The sequence below is a fragment of the Paraburkholderia sp. UYCP14C genome (assembly GCF_004197395.1).
Taxonomy (GTDB): Bacteria; Pseudomonadota; Gammaproteobacteria; order Burkholderiales; family Burkholderiaceae; genus Paraburkholderia.
Map to the genome: position 1 here is coordinate 1 of NZ_SELS01000100.1, position 16,614 is coordinate 16,614.

The window sequence follows — 16,614 nt, forward strand, 5'->3', positions numbered from 1 at the left end:
ACTTCTCAAATTCGGTTGCTCCCTCGTCTGCTGGAACATCTTCAGACGGACGGAGCAGCCTTTTTGAATCCATCTCTAAGGGGATGTAGTATGAACTCATTGGCCAATCCACTTCTCGCCAAAAAGCGCTTCGATTTCATCTCGGAAGCGTTTGAAGCTGACAAGTTTGCCGTTTTCCAGATGGAGGGTTTCGAGTCAATCTCGCGGCCGTTCCGCTTTGTCCTCACGCTCGTGTCGGACGATGCGTCGGTCGATTTCGATATGATGCTCAGCCATCGCGCATCGTTCGCGATTTATGGCCCGGATGGCAGCATTCGCACGCCGTATCACGGCATCCTCGCTGAATTTTCCCAACTGCATCGTGCGGACGGCTACGTGTTTTATCGCGCCGTATTGGTGCCGCGGCTGTGGCGCCTGTCGCTTTCCCGCACCTCCGAAATCTATCTCGATGAACGGCCGATAAGCGAAACCGTACGTGCCATACTCGAGACGGGACGCCTCACCTCGGCCGACTACGACTTTCGCCTAACGGGCGCATATCGCCCGCGCAGCTTCATTTGCCAGTATCAGGAAACATATCTGGACTTCGTGTCGCGCTGGCTGGAAAAAGAGGGCATCTATTACTACTTCGACCATTCGGGTGGCGCGGACAGGCTGATCATGATCGACGACAAGATCATGCATGCCGGGGAGTCGTTGCCTGCCACGTACCGTCCAGATGATGCGCTGCAGACCGGGCTCACCGCCGATTCGGTGTGCGACTTCGTGCGCCTTCAGAAGCCATTGCCGCATGAAGTGGTGCTGCAGGACTACAACTACCGCAAGGCAGCCGTACAACTGAAGTCGAGCGCGATCGTGTCCGAGTCTGGCATTGGCGAGATCATGCTGTACGGCGAGAACTTTCGCGACCAGCAGGAAGGCGATCGGTACGCGAAGCTGCGCGCGCAGGAGCTGATCTGCACCGCCAACATGTATGCGGGCAAAGGCACTGTGCTCGGCTTGCGCAGCGGCTACTTCTTTAACCTCACGCATCATTATCGGGACGATTTCAATGGTCGCTATCTCGTGACCGAAGTGCGCCACGAAGGCTCGCAGGCAGGCGCGCTCCTGAGCGCCGTGTCAGGCCCACGCAGTGAGGACGCGTGCGGCGGGGAAATTGTCTATCGCAACAGCTTCCGCGCGATTCCTGGCGCGAGGCAGTTCCGTCCGGAGCGCGTGACGGCGAGGCCGCGTATGGCTGGCATCATGAACGCGACCATCGACAGCGAAGGCAGCGGCGAGTACGCCGATCTCGACGAACACGGTCAGTACAAAGTGCAATTTCCGTTCGATAAGACCAGCAAGGCCCCAAACAAGGGCTCAGCGCGGGTACGGATGGCCACGCCTTACATGGACGCGGAGCACGGCATGCATTTTCCGCTGCATAAAGGTGCAGAAGTACTGTTGTCGTTTATCGACGGCGATCCCGATCAGCCGGTAATCGTCGGCAGTCTGGCCAATTCTGAGAATCCGAACGTTGTGACCAACCTCAACGCTGACGTCTACGGTATACGGACGCCGGGCAAAATTTCGCTGCATGTTGGCGAACATGCGAAATCGCCGAATGGTACTGGGATGGAGCTCGGTCCGCACGGCACCACCTGGAAGACGGCGGGTAGCCGCGAGGTTTGGACCTGCGGCGCGACCAACACTTATTCGCTTGGGCCGAACGTGACACTGAGGGCCGGCCCGAAGGTGGAGATTGGCGCCAGCAGCGGGTTAGAAGTGGAACTGGCAGAGAAGGTGAGTTACGAGAACGAGGCCGAGATCAGATGGAAAGGAGGACGTGTCTTCGAATGCGGTGGCGAGGAGCTCAACCTGAAGTCTGATTACCAGATGAAAGGCACCAACACCGTGACAATCAGCGCTGGCCTGAATGCGGCTCACAGAGCCGCGTTCGATCTGGCCAAGAAGTCTGTTATGAAGGCAGCCATAATAAGCGGGCTGGCTCATATTGGGACGGCGGCTGCAAGTTGTACATCCGTCGGCGTCAGAGACAGGCAAACCGGCTCGACGGGCAAACTTGCGCCAGACGACAAAGTGGGCGAAGCTGTACCGATGCCTTCTACGGGTTTGTCGATTGGCGCCGCGTTTGCCACGAAAATTGCACTGTCCAAGGCCGCGGGAGCGTTTGCCACGGCCGATACCGCAGGGGCTTACGCAAGCCAGATTAAAGCGGACGAAAGAGGCATCGAACTGACAACGAAAGCGAGTGCTGGACAAGACAAGAGTCGAATCGACATTCAGCCGCCGAGGGTGAATGTCGAGGCTGCGTCGGCATTCACCATGCGCGTGACACCTCCACGTGATGCCAGCGCGGCTTCCACAAGCGCGAGCGTGGCTTATACAAGGCAGATCAGAGCGGATGCGGCAGGCATCGCACTGAGCGTGACAGATAACGCTGAACAAGAGAACACGATCGACCTCCAGGCGCCGAAGGTGGTTGTCAATGCACCGTCAACGTTGGACATGAAAAGCAGGGACATCACTTGCTTCGCTGGGGATAGATTTCGTGCAAAGGGGAGAGCAGTGCATATCTTGGGTGCCGGCGGAGAAGTGCAGATCGTCAGCACTGACGGAGTGGGTATCAGCGCCGACGGGCAAGTGCGTATCACCGGCACTGACAACGTGTGTGTCAACGGCAAGGCAATCCGGCTTGGGTGACGCAAATGAAAATCCTTACTCCGCCCAACATGGCCGTGTTGTACCGCAGTCTTCGCTTCGCGCGCGTCGATTCGCTCGCCATAGGCCTGATGGGATGCTTCCGCTTCGGCCCGACCGGTCCCGATGCACTGATACCCGAACAGGAAATGTGGCTGATCGTGACACGCGCGCTGGGCGGGGACGCGGTGCTCGACGAGGGCTATCCGAAGCCTGCTGGCGAATACAAGGTTTATGGCGCGGCGTGCGCGCCCGAAGGCACCCAGGTTGGGGAGCAGCGTGTGCGCGTCAAGGTCGGTGTGCTATCGAAATCGCTGATCGTCACCGGTGACCGGTACTTTAACTCGCGTGGCCAGATTTCCATGCCGAAGCCGTACACGCGCTTGCCAATTGAGCCGGCAACCGCATTCGGTGGCGCGGGGTTCGCCGGCAATCCTGCTGGCAAAGGTCATGCGGAAGTCGCGAATGGTGACCGCGCGGCTGTTTTCCCGTTGCCCAACGTCGAGAACGGGACACAGCGCATCGCGCGCCGCGGTGAACTTGCTGCACCAGCGGGCTTCTGGGGATTCAACAGCACATCGCCGTTGCGCCAGCAACATATGGGCGCGTGCGACGAACGCTGGCTAGAGAGCGACTGGCCGCATCTGCCCGACGCTACGGGTAGCGAATGGTTCATGACGGCCGCTCTGGATCAACGTTTGCCAGGCTATTTTGCAGGCGACGAGAAGTTCGAAATCGAGCACATGCACCCGCGCCACCGAGCTCAGCTGGGCGCGCTGCCAGGACTGCGCGCACGCTGTTTCGTCAATGTACGAACCGCTGACGGGGACGTACTGGGCGAGGCCAAAGCGCACGCGGAAACAGTATGGCTCTTTCCCGAGCTTGAATGTGGCATCGTGTTATATCGCGCGTTGACGCATTGCGCGCAGAGCGACGCGAGCGATGTACTGCACATCAAAGCCGGCTGGGAGTCGATGTTGACTCCGCCGCTTGCGTTCAAGCACTACTGGGACGAGTTTCGCCGTGAGACCGCGGTTCAGGTGCAACGGGTTGCCGTTGCACCTGTTGCTCAGCGACCCACCACAGCGGTCGCGATGCCCGACGCCGCGCCCATCGCTGAAGCAGCGCCGGCTACCGCGGAGGCAACCGGCCTGTCCGCGCGGATCGATTCGCATCTTTCGGTCGTACATTCGCTCGCCGATGATCTGGATGCACAGACGCGCGCGCTGTTAGAGAAGCACAATCTGAGCCACGCGGATATCGCGCCTTACCTGAAGACATCGGATACGGCCCCCGAGCCTGCCGCCGAAATATCCGAACTGGGCAAGGTCGTCGAGGAACTGAACGCACAGATGCGCGCACTCATGGATCAGTGCAACCTCAGTGATGCGGACATCGCCCGATATATGGAGACGTCAGAAACACGGCCCTCTCCCACTTTTGCTGACGTCGGGAAGATGGTCGACGAGTTGAACGCGCAGACCCGAGCGCTGATGCAGCAACACAATCTGACCGAAGGGGATGTCCTGCGTTATATGCAGCCGGGGCCCGAAGCAAGCGCGCCGGTCGTGCTGTTCCCCGCGGACGAATCGGCGGCCGAGGCCTTTTCGGCGTTGGATGAGCTCGTCATGCGGGCAGCGCCGAACGGCGAAGCGTCCGCCGCCAATACACCCTCGTTCGCGCGGCCAGAAATCGTCTGTGCGCAAGCTGCGAGCGTTCCACTCACGCGCGAGAGTGTGATTGCTCAGCAGGCGGTTAGCGGTAGTTTTGGAGGCTACGACCTGAGCGGTCTGAATCTCGCCGGACTGGACCTGTCCGGCGCCGATTTCTCGGGCGCGATCCTTGAGAAGACTTCGTTTGCCGGTAGCCAGCTTTCTGGCGCCGACTTCACGCGAGCGCATCTGCATGGAGCTGACCTCAGCCACACCGCTCTGCAACGCGCGCAATTCAGGAAGTGCAGCGCGGCGGCAACCAAATTCACCAAGGCCGACCTGCGCGGCGCGCAACTCGCCGGGGGCGATTTTACGGGCGCAGACTTCTCAGCGTCGAATATGGCAGATACCGACCTGAGCGGTGCCATTTTTGACAAGGCGAAACTCGCGGGAGCTGACGTGTCGGCATGCCTCGCGGAGCACGCGTGCTTTACAGATGGCGACCTGAACGGCGCCAAATTCAACGGCGCAAATCTAATCGCGGCCAGTTTTAGCGGGAGCCGTTTCGCCGGCACCGATTTCTCCGCATCGGTTTGCCGGCAAGTCGAGTTCTACGGCGCGCAAGCGCCGCGATCCATCTTCAGCGATTCGGACCTCACCCAGTCGCGCGCCGACGCCGACACTTCTTTTGAGCAGGCGCGCTTTACGTGCACTCGGCTTGAGCGTGCCAACTGGGAAGGTGTTCAAATCCGGCGCGCAAGCTTCGAGCGCGCTGTGCTTGACCACGCTGACTTAAGCCGTGCGCAGGCACAAGCCGTTCTGTTTGGCGCTTCGTCGGCCAAAGGCGCGTGCTTCGCCAAAGCCGACCTGAGCGGTGCAGTGCTTGACGGCGTCAATCTGTTTGAAGGCTCATTGCACGGTGCCAACCTCAAAGGCGCGCTGCTGCGCCACGCGAACCTGTACGGCGTGGATCTTGACGGCACGCAGCCGACCCGCGTGAGCCTTGAAGGCTCGAATATAGATCGAACCATTCTTACGTTCAGGCCGCCGTCCACATGAACCCAATGACTTCCACCGCGCGTACGCGCATCAGCGCGGATGATGCACGCACGACATTGGCCGCCACCCTCGTGCTCGCCGACGCCGATCTTGCGGGTGTCGACCTGTCGGGCATCGACTTTTCCAGATGCAGGCTGCAAAACGTAGTGCTCGCAGGCGCCAATCTCATGCGTGCCAATATGAACGATGCCGATTTACAGGACGTCGTGTTCGCGGAAGCAAACCTCGATGGCATGTGCGCACGACAGACGCGCTTTGCAAACGTTGATTTCTCTGGCACGGGTGTGCGCCAGGCGGATTGTACGCAAGCGGCTTTCGATGACTGCAACTTCAGCGGTACGTCGTTCGAGGGCTCGAGGCTGGCGCGTGCCGACGCGCACAATTGCCTGTACGCGGAAACCGACTTCACCGGTACGCACCTCGAACGTTTCACCGCGGTGAACGCCGACCTGAAGAGCGCGCGCTTCAAAAGCGCATCGCTCGCCCAAGCTTATCTTCGCGGCAGTGATCTGAGCGGCCAGGATCTGCGCAGTTGCAATCTCTCGATGACGATTCTCGACGGCGCATCGCTGCGGCACGCCGATCTGTCTGGGGCCGTTCTCGATAGAACGAGTTTCGTTGGGGCGCAGTTGCAGCATGCTTCGTTGCGTGGCGTGCGCGCGACGTACACGGCTTTCGTGAACACCCGGCTGGACTATGCTGACCTGACCGGTGCCATCTGCGAGATGATCAACGCGGGCGACGCGAACTTCAAAGCGGTGCGCGCGGATGCGTCAAGCTGGACGCGGTCGGTATTGACGACGAGTGTATGGCAGCGCGCGTCGCTGAAAGCCGCGCGCCTGACGTACTGCGATCTATCGCATGCTGATCTGTCCGGCGCCGATTGCACATACGTCGACTTCCGCGGCACCAATCTTCATGCGCTCATCGAACAGGCTGCGCAGTTCGGCGGCACCTCGTTCAATGAGGCGCGACGGACTGACCCGGTTCTCGCCCGCGCCGAACAGTGGCAGCCGCACGTCTGGCATGAACCCTCAAAGGAAACACGGCTATGAACCGAAAGCTCTTCACGATGGCCCGACCCAGCGATGTTCCCGCCATCTGCCTTGCCTACGCAACGGTGACGGGCCGCGCGGACCGCTGGTATCTGTTCGACGCCGCCGACGCGGCCGACGCCCTGCCGCCGCGTGCGATGCGTGCTGAAAGTTGCGTCATCGCGCCTGAGTGTGGCGACACAGTGCTCGTCGCCGCAGGCGGCCCGAGTGCGATTTCGTATGTCCTGGCGGTACTCGCGCGAGCTCAGACGTCCGGCGCGGCACTCGTGCTGCCTGGGGACGTTGCGGTACACACAGAGGGCGGCGCGCTACGCATCGAGGCAGCGAGCGTTGACATGAAGGCCAGGCAAACTTTGAGGATGCAGGCACCGGAGGTACTGATGACCGGCTTGCACGGTGAGATGAAGTTTCATCATGTCGAGGCGGCGATCCAGCAATTGCATGCCGGCCTTGGCAGCGTCCGGACCATAGCACAGCAGGTCACCAGCACAGTCGGGCGCTTGATCCAACGTGCGCGCGACAGCGTGCGCTGGATCGACAACGCAGACGACACGTGTGCTGGCCGCGTTAGCATGCGTATTGAGGAGCGGATGCATGTTTCCGCGCGCCATGCGACGATTCTGGCCGAGGGCCAGGTAAAGATCGACGCCGACAAGATCGATCTCGGATAGGGGCCGCCATGTTCGCAGCAACCAAGGCCGAAGGGCAGTGTACCGCCGCGCTCGATGTATGCAAGACGCCCACACCGGGGGGGGCGCCCGTTCCGCTGCCGTATCCGAACATCGGCATGCCACCAATGGCGAGTCCGACCACCGTCAAAGTGCTGATTGGCGGCATGCCTGCGCTCACCAGGTCGTCGCAGATTCCATTGACTTCTGGCGATGAAGGTGGCGTCGCGGGCGGCGTCGTGTCCTCGGGGGTGATGGGCAAGATGAAATTCATGAGCGGCAGTCGCAGCGTAAGGCTCGAGGGCTCGCCCGCCGTGCGGTTGAACGATCAGACGCAGCACAACGACGGCAATGCCGTCGGCGCTGTGCTGACGCCGAGCCAGACCACCGTGATGGTCTTGAGCTGAATGCCGGCCGATCGCCAGATGGCTGGTCGCGATAACGCAATGATCGATCCCGGGCGGTTAATCATCCGCGCACCACGCTGCGGGAAAAAAGGCTGCACGGAGTGTACGGGAAAGGCCAGAAGCTGCGGGCGGCAAACGGGACCGGGACTCACTCACCGTGCGCGCCGCTCAACCGGAATGGTGCGTGGTGCCTGCTACGCGCGTTTCATAGGGCAGCACAGCGAAGCTGCCGCGGCGATCGGGCATGGTTCTGGGCACTGTGCGGCTGTAACTATGGCGCGATGCAAACTGAACGGAGTGCCACAATGGTTTTAGCAAAATGCGCCGTCGCGAGGTCCGGCGAAAATCGCATGCGCGCAATGTTGCGCGTGCGATCGCGCCTCCTCTCCCTGGGCTGCGGCGCGTGCGTGCTTGCCCTGTCCGGGTGCGGTAGCACCGCGTCGAAAGATCCGGCGGCTGGCGTAACCTGGAACTACGCCAGCGATGCGGTGATCTTGGAGATCACCGCCGACCCGGGGCTCAACCAGTACGACGGCCAGCCTCACACGTTGCTGCTTGGCTTCTACGAGAGCGCAGATGCGCAAGCGTTCCGAGACCTTGCCGACGATCCGAACGCGCTCATGGGAACGATGGCGACGGGAACGGCACCTCAGGTTTTCTTGCGGCTCTCGCGCTACGTGGTCGCGCCCGGTCAGCATTCGTATCTGATCCTCGATCGCGCGCAGAACGCGCGCTCGATCGGCATCGTCGCGGGCTATGCACAGTTCGGAGTGCTCAACGCGGCGCGCCAGTTCGACGTGCCGGTGGTCACGAAGACGTCGCGCCTTGTTTTCCGCACCAGGCTGCCCGGACCGCTTGTCGTGCGGCTGAACCTCGGTCCGCAGGGAATTCTGAATGCTGAAGCGAGCTCCGGTGGCCTGGATGCCCAGATGGTGCAGCGAGCACAGCAGATCGACGGCGGGGGGAAGGAAATCCGTCTAAGCGACAGTGCAGCCCTGAAGCCGGACGCGGCGGGTGTCACCACGGGCGTCGTCGGGACGGTCAGGGTGCACGACACGCCGTTGCGCAAGCTCGAGAAGTAGCAAACCGTTACATCCTATGGACTATAGCAAGGGCATCTACTGGTATCAGGGCATGTTCATGCAGCCGCAGCACTTTCAACTGGCGGCGCTGTACGAACAGTTTCGCACCAAACCTTTCATGGAGACCGGCCTGCCGCACTTCTGGGGCACCGGCGAACTCGATCTGGCGACGCGGGCCATTGCGAACAGGACTATTGAAGTGCGTTCTGCACGGCTGATTTTTCCCGATCGCACCTACGTCGAATTCCCGGGTAACGCCGTACTCGCACCGCGTTCGTTCGACGCAGCAGCGATTAGCGACGGTCGTGCGGTCACAGTCTATTTAGGTGTGCGCAAGCTGGCCACGGAGGGCAATAATGTGACGCTGTGCGAGTCGCTCGACGCGGCCTCGACCGTGCACACCCGCTACGCGAGTCTTGAGCGTCCGGTCGAGGTGCCAGACCTGCATTCGAACGGGTCCCCCGCGCCGGTGCACACGCTCCTGCATGTGCTGAAGGTGTTCTTTGAAGGCGAGACAGCGAACCTCGGCCAGTACGATTTGATTCCGATTGCAAAACTCACGCGCCATGGTGATGCGGTGACGCTGTCGGAGCGCTTTATTCCTCCTGCCTACACATTATCCGCGTCCGACACGCTGCTGCGCATCGTGCGCGAGATTCGCGATGACGTCGTCGGACGCGCGCGCCATGTTCAGGAGTTCAAAAATCGTGGCGAGCTTCGAAATACGGAGATGGACCATGGCTACGTGACGCTGCTGCTCGCGATGCGCACGCTGTCTCGCTGCGCGCCGAAAATCGTACATCTGTCGCAGACGCAGGAGGTGCATCCGTGGCACGTCTACGGTGAGCTTCGCAGTCTCGTCGCCGAATTGAGCGTATTTTCCGCACGCATCGGCATGTTTGGCGAGGAGCACGACGGCACGCAAGGTATGCCCGCCTACGACCATACGGGACAGTACGAGTGCTTTTCTCGGGCACAGGCGTTGATTGGCGCTCTGCTCGATGAGATTGCACAGGGGCCCGAGCATCTGTCGGTGCTTGAGTATTCCGATGGCATTTTTGCCGGTGAACTGCCGCCTACGCTCTTCGGCCGGCGTAACAATTTTTTTCTTGTGCTGCACACGGAGCTGCCGGAAGCACAAGTTGCCGCTGAGATGCAGCACGGTGTGCGCCTCGCGAATACCGTCGATGTCAGGCGGCTCGTCGCGCACTCAATATCGGGACTCAATCTGATCCATATGCCGAACCCGCCGCAAGGCATGCCACGGCACGCGTCGTCGCATTACTTTTGCATCGAACAGACGAGCGAACTGTGGCAGGCGGTGGAGCGCGACGGAAAGATCGCGCTCCAATGGCTGGCCGCACCGCAAGACCTGCGCGCCGAAATTGTCGTCTTACGGAGCTAACGTGACACTGGCCGATACCTTCATCCCTCTTTTCGCGCAGCTCCGCGCGTTCGCGATTGCGCCGTCGGGCGACGCGCTGAGCCTCAGCTCGCTACTCGACGGCGCAATCGCGGCCGCGCGCTTGCGAGCCCGGGACGCCGGCTTTTCGGCAACCGACGTTGACGAAGCTCTGTTCGCCTTCAACGCATGGGCCGACGAACTGCTGCTCACGACGCGCTGGCAGGGCGCAGCGCAATGGCAATGTTATCTGCTGCAGCGCCGTTACTCGAGTGTTAATAACGCGGGGGTCGTGTTCTTTGAGCGGCTTGCGCAGCTCACGCCCACCCAGTTACCCGTACGGGAAGTGTTCTATCTGTGTCTCGCGCTTGGCTTTGGCGGACGCTACGCATATGACCGTAACCAGAAGACGCTCGACGAAATCAAGGCGGCCACGCTTGCGACTCTGCTGTCTGATGCCGACGAGATCGGCAATTCGGCAAGCGCACACGTGTTTCCTGACAGTTATCAGGTCGCAGGACATGAACCCGCGGGGCGCACACCCTCTGCGCATACACGTTTTGTTGCACGTTTATCGCGCGGAAAACTGATGGTGCTCCTCTTGCCAATAGTCCTGCTTATGCTGCTGTGCGGTGCGTATCACACAGTCGTCGCTCGGTCCGTTGATGAGCTTCTCGTGCAGATTCGTTGATGAAAAGACTCAGGGGCGCATTGCTATGGTTTTCGGCGCTGCTCGTGACGGCGCTCGTCAGTTGGGGCGTGGTTCTCTATTGGGGACGGCCCCTCTGGGTGGCGATCGCCATCTTCGTTGGCGTATTGGCGCTGTATTTTTTTGTCATAGTTGCGCGCCGCATAATCGTGATGATACGCTCGCGCAGACGTCTCGCGGCTCAGACTTCCGCGCTCAACATGCAGGCGCTGGACGCACTGCCTGAGGCCGCGCTGCGGCGCAAATGGAATGTCGCGATCACCACGCTGCGTCAGTCGAGTCTGTCCAGTCGGGGCAATCCGCTCTATGGGCTGCCGTGGTTCATGATCGTAGGGCAATCAGGCACTGGCAAGACAACGGCGCTTACGCGAGCACGGCTTTCATCGCCAGTCCAGAAAATCAGCCAGCAGGCGAGCATCGACCAGACCGCTAACTGCGACTGGTGGTATTTCGATCGCGCTGTAGTTATCGACTGCGCGGGCCGTTACGTGCTGCCGGAGGATATCGAGGGGGATCGCCGCGAATGGGACCTCATGATCAAGCTGCTCGGACGGTACCGGCCACGCGACGGAATCGACGGTCTCGTAATCACGGTCAACGCGGACCGCCTTACGGTTCCGCATGCCGATACGCTCGCAGATGAGGGACGCATCGTGCGCGCGCGCATTGAACAGCTCATCCGCATGTTCAACAAGCGTTTTCCGGTCTACGTGCTGGTCACGAAGTGCGACCGCGTGTACGGCTTCGAGGAATGGATGACGGCGCTGCCCATCGATACGCTTAGCCAGGCGATGGGCTATCTCTCCGAAGACAGGGAAACGGGTGAGACCACGCTCGTCTCGCGCGCGTTCGATTCGATCGGTGCGCGTTTGCGGGTGCTGCGGCTGGGGCTTGTCGCTCGTGAGGCACAGGCGTCGCCGGAGCTGCTGATGTTTCCGAACGAGCTGGAGCATTTGAGAAGCGGCCTCAGCATGTTCGTTACAACGTGCTTCGCCGGCAGTCCGTACCTCGAAAGACCACTGTTACGCGGCATTTTCTTTAGCAGCGGGCAACAGGAAGGCGGAGCGATGTCGGCGTTGATGGGTTCGCTGTTGCCGACCTCGCCGCTGCATCCCCGAAAGACGGCTGGTGTCTTCCTGCGGGACTTTTTTGATCGTATCCTGCCCCAGGATCGCGGCGCTGCGAAACCGGCCATGCGCATGCATCGCTGGCGGCGTTTCACGTGGCGCGTGGGGGGCGTCGCATGGGCGTTGCTGCTCGCGGTGCTCGGCATCCTGTTATCGATGTCGTTCGCCGGGAACAGGCAGACCCTCGAACTGGTTCGCAGCGCGCGACCCGATAAAGTCACGATGGACGGCGACCTGTCGCATGATGCTGCTGCGCTCACGTATTCCGACGAGGTGCTGATGCAGGTTGCGCGGAACGACCGGCGCTGGATGTCGGGACTGCTTGGTAACCGCGCCGGACTTACGACTTTGGAAGCACGTCTGCATGACGTGTTCGTTCAGCAATATCGGCAGGCGATCCAGCCCGTCTTGGACCACACTCAGCAGGCAGGGCTCCGCGCATCTGTCGAGCATGTTGGGCAGGCGCGAGAGATTCTGAACCTGGCGCGCTCGGTTTCTCTGGTGCGGGCACGGCTTGATGGCGCAGACCGCTCGACGCTCGACGCGATGCCACAGCCGGTCGCCGCTCCGCTCTTTCCGACGGAGCTCAACAACCAGCTCCATGCTCTCATGATTTCCTATCTTGTCTGGTCATCGGAAGACGCGGACTATCTGCGCCAACGCCTGAGGGACCAGCGCGCGCGGCTCGATCAGGCCATTGCCGTCGATCCGCAGTTGACCTGGCTCATCGGACTCGTGCCGGACAATGGCGGGAGGGCGCCCGTCCGCGCGGCCGACTTTTGGGGCAGCAATGTGCAAGCCATCGCCCCAACGAACGGTGTCCGCTTGTCCGCAGCACTGGGGGCCTCGATCGGGACGAGCGCGATCATCGCTCCCGAGCCTGAGGTTACGGTACCCGCTGCGTACACCACCGCAGGCAAGAAGGAGCTCGATGGCCTTGCCATGCAGCTCCGCGAGGCAGTCAGCGATCCGGCGAAATTCGACAAGCAGCGCGCAGCCTTCGACACGTGGTACCGCACCCGGCGCGTTGTCGCATGGCAGAACTTTGTCGAAGCAGCCACAAGGAATCCGACACCGTACCTGAATGAAGCCGCGTGGCGCTCCGCGCTTGGCGCGGTCAGTGCCCCAGACAGCCCGTATTTTCGCCTTATTGCCCGCCTCAGCGAGGAGTTCGACGGCGATTTCGCCGTCGCGCCGTTGCCCGGTTGGCTCGTTCTCGCACGGCAATTTCAGCAACTGCTCGGGGAGGCCACGGGCGGCGGTGCGGCGAATGAGGCGGTCAGGATGGCGACTGCGATCAATGCGGTCGGCGCAACGGCGATCAAGGGCGTGCTGTCAGGCGAGCCCAAACTTGCCGGTGAGACAGTCGCCAACAACTTGCGAGCGGTCGATGCGCTGGCGCTCTATCTTGCCGATCTGAACAAGCTCGCGATAGACAGTAGTACGGGCAGCGGCGAGGCCTACCAGCTGTCGGCCCATTTTCATCAATCGACGACCACCGCACAGCCGTCGGAGATGATGAATGCGCTGCAGCGGCTCGGCCGGCTTCGCTCGCTGATCGGCTCCGGTGATGGCTCGGATATGCTGACCTGGCGTCTGATCACCGGACCCTTCGATTTCCTCGCGGCATACATCGAGCAGCAGGCTTCGTGTGAACTCCAGCGCGAGTGGGAATCCGGCGTGATGTTTCCGCTGTCAGGCGCTGTAGACTATATTGCGGCGGCCGACCAACTGTTTGGTCCGAAGGGGACGGTCTGGGCATTCGCAGACGGCGCGGCGAGGCCGTTCCTTATACGCAACGCGAGCCGCTACAGTGTCGTCGAAACGCATGGTGTCAGAATGCCGTTTACATCGAGCTTCGTGCGAATGCTCAACGACGCGTTCGGGCGCCGTCTCGCGCAACAGCAATCGCTTGTGCGCAGCGCCGCAGACAAGCGACAACAGCAGCTACAGCGTCAGTGGGAACAACTGGAGGCGCAGCAGACGCTCGACCGGCTTGACCTAACTCTCGCATCTGCGAAGCAACAGGCTGATGCCGCCCGTACACTGACGGTGCCGCTCACAATTACCGCCCACCCCACCAACGTCAATGCCGATGCGCATGCGCAACCTTATGCGACTATCCTCACGGTGCACTGCGCGTCAGGCCCGCAGACGTTGAGCAACTACAACTTCCCGATCAGCATCAATTTCGCATGGGTGGCGGGGCAGTGCGGTGACGTGCGCCTGGAAATAAGGATAGGCAAGCTGAGCTTGGGCCGCGAGTATGCTGGGCCACTCGGGCTTGCGGCATTCTTGCGTGATTTCGCGAGCGGCAAGCGTCAGTTCGGCCCGTCCGATTTTCCAAGCAACGAATCCGCGCTGAAAACGCTCAACGTGCAGTCCGTGACGTTAAGTTTTGGGATAACAGGCGGAGAGCAAGTGATCGGCGCGGCGCGCGAGATCGAGCTCTACGAAACGTTGCAAAAGGAGACCGCGCAACAGAAGCAGCAAATCCAGGACGAACAACTGCAGCGCCAGGATCTGAGCACAGTCGATCAGATCAACGAACTGAATCCGCCGCTTCCGACGTCCGCGCCCACCGTTCCTGGTAAAGCGGTAAGTCTGGCCGAGCTCGGCTTGCCAGCAACGATTGGCGCATGCTGGCGCGGTGCGGCCCCTGATGACGATCAGGCGTTGAGCGCTGGCGCCGTCAGGTAATCAGGGGCACCGCGATGGCGAAATTCAGCAATGCGATGCGTGAGAGCAGGGCATCCGTCTCGGCTTCGTTCTGTTCGTTGCGGCTCAATATCGCGTAAGCCGCGCTCAGGGCGTCGGCCGCCAGCTCGGGATCCCACGAGGCCACGCTGTAACGGTCGATTTCCTCCACCAGCCCGCGCGCGAATGCATCGAGCTTTGCGTGCGGGCGGTTTTCCAGGAGCAGCTCGCACAGGACCTTGCGCAGCCGCAGGCGACCGGCGACCGCTGTGCTCGTATCGATCGCGTCTTGCAGGCAGCGCGCCGCCGCGCGCAGGTCATTGTTCGCTGCCAGCGCGCGTGCGCGCGACTGAACTGCGGCGAGCGGGTCTGCCGTGCCGGCACCGCGCGCATTTCCGCCCGGTGACGCGAGTGAGTCGAGCCACTGCACAGTATCGGCATTAGCGAACGGGACACCATTGGCGAAATTCAGATGCTTAATGCCTTGCAGCCGCGACACAAAGTTAGCGGTCTCATTGCAGACCTCGCGGCGCGCGGCGCTCCACACGTCGCCGAGCTCTCCGAGCGCCGCCGCTGTGGCGTAGTTCAAATCGAGCCAGAACGGATAACGGAGCACCTGGATTTCCGCAAAACCGATCATGTCTTCGTGTGCCCCGCACGACTGCAGATCGCGCAATGCATCCTGCAACGCTGGGATCGGGCCGGGGAGCTTTGTTTGGGGGCCGTCGGCAATCGGCGGGTACTCTATGCCTGCCCATACGCCCATGCGCCGCAGCCTGAAGCCAAACGCATTCGACGGATCGTTTTGCGCGTACCAGTTGCCAATCGTAGCGAGCCGGTCGAGCGCTTGTTCTGCGGCCCGGATTGCGCTGTCGGACGAATCGACGGCAAGTCGCGTTGGCGTATCGGCTTGCACGGCAGGCGAACCCGCGGGCGAGGGCTGAAGTCCGGGCGTTGCGATACCAGATGTCGGTGCAGGCGCCGGCGGTTCGATTGCTGCCACTCGAAGCATGCCAATCCGTGCGCACAGCGGTTGCAGCGACGGCGCGTCGCTGTCATTTTCCGCGAGCACCCGGTCGATTCCTGTCAGTGCCGACAGCAAACCATCCACGAGCGTGGGGTCCTGCGGCGGCCAACTCGACCAGTCGTGCTCTTCTGCATGTGCAAGGGCGCGGTCGATCAGCCACTGAATGGCGTTACGCCGCGCACGCGGTCGCGCAACGGGGGGATAAAGCTGTTCCCAGTGAGTAGCGAGCAGGTTTTCCAAGGTCTGCGCGCCGTAGCAAAGACCGTCGAGTCCACGTGTAGCGAGTAGGGCACCGGCCAAATAACTGGCGACGAGAATATCGTTGTTGTCGGCCAGTAGAGCCGACGACAATTTGACCGCCTGCTCCCAGTCGGGCGAGCCGTTCTCCGAGGGATTGGTCAGCTTCGCGATTTCGCTTTGTAGCCGTTCAAAGTCGGGATGGTCGCGCACGCTGCCGCCGCAGGGCTCTAAGTCGTTGATGGGTTGCAAACCAGGGCTCCTGAGGTCGTTCACGAAATGTCCTTACCGGCTCCGCCGAGACGTATGGCATTGTCACGATAACCAGATATGCTGGTAAAGTGGCCCGGGAAGTGATGGCGATGATAGAGCGGCTTCAGATTTTTCATTGTCTCACATCAAGAGTGTAATCGCTAATTCGCCGACGTCCTTGCGATTTCAGACGCTCTGATGGACTTTGTTCGGCAGGGTCTTCAGCAGATAGGGCCTGATGGTTGTGTTGCGGGTCTGAGATAATGCCGGCATCGAGTCTATTCATTTAGCATGCTCTTCAAAGAACGGTTGAAGTCTGGCGAGCCACGCAAGCGCCCGAAGCAGTGCTACGTTCCACGGAACTGGTCGCAATACAACCAGAGCCTGCGTAAGCGCGGCATGCTGAGTCTCTACCTGCCCAAAGGCGAGTTGCGCGCACAACTGATTAACGAAGAGTCCTATCGGGCGGGCCTGTCGGGACGGGAGTCTTTCTACACGCCTGCCTACGTGACGTTGCTGTTCATGCTGTACCGCCTGCAC

Annotated in this window: 10 protein-coding genes and 1 pseudogene; 10 read left to right on the plus strand and 1 reads right to left on the minus strand. The window is 61.2% G+C overall.

Annotated features, from left to right (window positions below):
* Window positions 1-90 precede the first annotated feature (90 nt).
* The 9 genes from EVC45_RS40880 (at window position 91) to EVC45_RS40920 (ending at window position 14,561) form a co-directional block, all read left to right on the plus strand.
* On the plus strand, window positions 91-2,703 hold the full coding sequence (locus tag EVC45_RS40880; RefSeq protein WP_129963780.1) for a type VI secretion system Vgr family protein: 2,613 nt from the start codon (window positions 91-93) through the stop codon (window positions 2,701-2,703).
* A 5-nt stretch (window positions 2,704-2,708) separates the two neighbouring features.
* A complete protein-coding gene (locus tag EVC45_RS40885) occupies window positions 2,709-5,411 on the plus strand; it encodes a DUF2169 domain-containing protein (protein ID WP_248295459.1) in 2,703 nt (900 codons plus the stop codon).
* Complete coding sequence (locus EVC45_RS40890) at window positions 5,408-6,466, plus strand: pentapeptide repeat-containing protein (protein WP_248295456.1); 1,059 nt, start codon at window positions 5,408-5,410, stop codon at window positions 6,464-6,466. Before EVC45_RS40885 ends, EVC45_RS40890 begins: the two co-directional genes overlap by 4 nt.
* Window positions 6,463-7,137 (plus strand): DUF3540 domain-containing protein, encoded by a 675-nt coding sequence (locus tag EVC45_RS40895; RefSeq protein ID WP_129963782.1) that lies wholly within the window; start codon window positions 6,463-6,465, stop codon window positions 7,135-7,137. Before EVC45_RS40890 ends, EVC45_RS40895 begins: the two co-directional genes overlap by 4 nt.
* An 8-nt stretch (window positions 7,138-7,145) precedes the next feature.
* Entirely contained in the window at window positions 7,146-7,541 is a 396-nt protein-coding gene (locus EVC45_RS40900; RefSeq protein ID WP_129963783.1) for a DUF4150 domain-containing protein, read from the plus strand.
* A 305-nt stretch (window positions 7,542-7,846) separates the two neighbouring features.
* The gene (locus EVC45_RS40905; protein WP_248295457.1) at window positions 7,847-8,623 is read left to right on the plus strand and encodes a type VI secretion lipoprotein TssJ; all 777 of its coding nucleotides are present in this window, start codon (window positions 7,847-7,849) and stop codon (window positions 8,621-8,623) included.
* Window positions 8,624-8,639: 16 nt separating this feature from the next.
* Window positions 8,640-10,028: a type VI secretion system baseplate subunit TssK gene (gene tssK, locus EVC45_RS40910; protein ID WP_129963784.1), complete on the plus strand. Its 1,389-nt coding sequence runs from the start codon at window positions 8,640-8,642 to the stop codon at window positions 10,026-10,028.
* A 1-nt stretch (window position 10,029) separates the two neighbouring features.
* On the plus strand, window positions 10,030-10,716 hold the full coding sequence (locus EVC45_RS40915) for a DotU family type IV/VI secretion system protein (RefSeq protein WP_129963785.1): 687 nt from the start codon (window positions 10,030-10,032) through the stop codon (window positions 10,714-10,716).
* Window positions 10,716-14,561 carry a type VI secretion protein IcmF/TssM N-terminal domain-containing protein gene (locus EVC45_RS40920; protein ID WP_129963786.1) on the plus strand — a complete coding sequence of 1,282 codons (3,846 nt, stop codon included), beginning with the start codon at window positions 10,716-10,718 and terminating at the stop codon, window positions 14,559-14,561. The genes EVC45_RS40915 and EVC45_RS40920 overlap by 1 nt, the downstream gene beginning before the upstream one ends.
* Here the strand turns inward: EVC45_RS40920 and tssA are convergent.
* The gene (tssA, locus tag EVC45_RS40925) at window positions 14,554-16,074 is read right to left on the minus strand and encodes a type VI secretion system protein TssA (protein WP_248295458.1); all 1,521 of its coding nucleotides are present in this window, start codon (window positions 16,072-16,074) and stop codon (window positions 14,554-14,556) included. The genes EVC45_RS40920 and tssA overlap by 8 nt on opposite strands.
* Window positions 16,075-16,365: 291 nt before the next feature.
* On the opposite strand from tssA, the pseudogene EVC45_RS40930 reads away from it, so the two are divergent.
* Window positions 16,366-16,614: pseudogene (locus tag EVC45_RS40930) on the plus strand (hypothetical protein); the annotation flags it as partial.

Coding starts and splice junctions, on each gene's coding strand:
- EVC45_RS40880 (WP_129963780.1), top strand. CDS start 91: ATGAACTCATTGGCCAATCCACTTCTCGCCAAAAAGCGCTTCGATTTC.
- EVC45_RS40920 (WP_129963786.1), top strand. CDS start 10,716: ATGAAAAGACTCAGGGGCGCATTGCTATGGTTTTCGGCGCTGCTCGTG.
- EVC45_RS40900 (WP_129963783.1), top strand. CDS start 7,146: ATGTTCGCAGCAACCAAGGCCGAAGGGCAGTGTACCGCCGCGCTCGAT.
- tssK (WP_129963784.1), top strand. CDS start 8,640: ATGGACTATAGCAAGGGCATCTACTGGTATCAGGGCATGTTCATGCAG.
- EVC45_RS40890 (WP_248295456.1), top strand. CDS start 5,408: ATGAACCCAATGACTTCCACCGCGCGTACGCGCATCAGCGCGGATGAT.
- EVC45_RS40885 (WP_248295459.1), top strand. CDS start 2,709: ATGAAAATCCTTACTCCGCCCAACATGGCCGTGTTGTACCGCAGTCTT.
- EVC45_RS40895 (WP_129963782.1), top strand. CDS start 6,463: ATGAACCGAAAGCTCTTCACGATGGCCCGACCCAGCGATGTTCCCGCC.
- EVC45_RS40905 (WP_248295457.1), top strand. CDS start 7,847: ATGGTTTTAGCAAAATGCGCCGTCGCGAGGTCCGGCGAAAATCGCATG.